Genomic DNA, 1139 nt, shown 5'->3' with positions numbered 1-1139 from the left:
CTGCTGTTGCTTTTCCAGTGACAGGCGTTCTGATGCCAGCGTCACCGGCTGTGCCCAGACAATTTCCTCATAAAACCGGCCGCCGAGCACTTTTTCATCCCGGGCGTCATAAATCATGACAGTCAGCGGGAAAAAAACGCACTTCGCTTGATGAGATAACGTTTCCGGCACCGGCCAGTCACCCAGTAAATGGATAACCTTCAGGCGCTGCACCGCTTCTGTTACCGAAGCCGTTTCGCACACGGCCAGGGTTTCTTCCCGCAGTGATTGCCTCGCTTGCGGGTGTTGCATCAGGCCGGTGACCTGCACGGTAAAAATGTCTTCACGTAATTCCGGGTCGGTATCATCCGATACCGGTAAAAAAATCGGGTGCATCGGTATTTCCTTGATTGGAGGTCAAATAAAAAAAACACCCGCCCGAGACCGGGAAGGTGTTTTCTGCTCCCTGGTCAGGCGCTTAAGAAAAGGATTAACAGCATCATGGGCTGGTAACTTCAGTGAAAGTTATTATTTTGATTTTCGATTAATGACGGGCTGATAAAGTCCTCGTGGAGTCCCAATGTCATGACTGACCCTATCAGACCGTTTTCTGGATGTTACTTCGCATATTCCCGCAATTCGCAAAACCGACAGGCATCCCGCTCATTCAGCGCGGCGATACGGGCAAGCACGATTAACGTCACCGTCAGCCCGAAGGCATCAGCCGAGAGTGTCACCCTTAACTGCGTGTCCGACAGGTAAACCGGATAACTTTTCGCTGATGCCGGCACCATATAGGCCAGCGACTCAGACACCTGCTGGCCAGTCCATTGCTCAGGCTGGTAATCTCTGCATAACGTTGAGGCGGTATTGGCAATCAGAAATCCCAGAAACAACCGTTCCAGCGGTTTTTTGCCGGGAAACGCAGCAGACAGCGCGGGACTGTCCAGCATGATAAGGTCACTTTTTTGCATGATGTTCTCCTGTCAATAAAAAAAGATGGAGAACACCCTGCCCGACGGGAAAAGTATTCCCCGTCCGAGTGACTGGCGTAATGCCAAGGTGGATTAAATAACCTTCATCATCTCTATAAAGACGATATCTGCTTCCAAAGGTGGGCAGATGTACCACACAGTGTGTACTCCCTTGCAGGCTACGGG

3 protein-coding genes are annotated in these 1139 nt (G+C 51.1%); all 3 read right to left on the bottom strand.

Annotation, left to right across the window (positions count from 1 at the left end; all coding sequences use genetic code 11):
- The coding region (locus AB204_RS00900) for a hypothetical protein (RefSeq protein ID WP_047961523.1) at nucleotides 1-375 on the bottom strand (375 nt) is incomplete at its 3' end.
- Nucleotides 376-596: 221 nt separating this feature from the next.
- Nucleotides 597-953 carry an antirestriction protein gene (locus tag AB204_RS00895; RefSeq protein ID WP_235428005.1) on the bottom strand — a complete coding sequence of 119 codons (357 nt, stop codon included), beginning with the start codon at nucleotides 951-953 and terminating at the stop codon, nucleotides 597-599.
- Nucleotides 940-1139 (bottom strand): hypothetical protein (locus AB204_RS23325; protein ID WP_235428004.1); only part of this gene is annotated, 200 nt, incomplete at its 5' end. The genes AB204_RS00895 and AB204_RS23325, both read right to left, overlap by 14 nt.

The sequence above is a fragment of the Xenorhabdus khoisanae genome (assembly GCF_001037465.1).
GTDB lineage: Bacteria > Pseudomonadota > Gammaproteobacteria > Enterobacterales > Enterobacteriaceae > Xenorhabdus > Xenorhabdus khoisanae.
This window is presented reverse-complemented; position numbering and strand designations above follow the sequence as displayed.

Bases quoted from the DNA above. Each gene is read 5' to 3' on its own strand.
- AB204_RS00895 (WP_235428005.1), bottom strand. From the start codon at position 953: ATGCAAAAAAGTGACCTTATCATGCTGGACAGTCCCGCGCTGTCTGCT.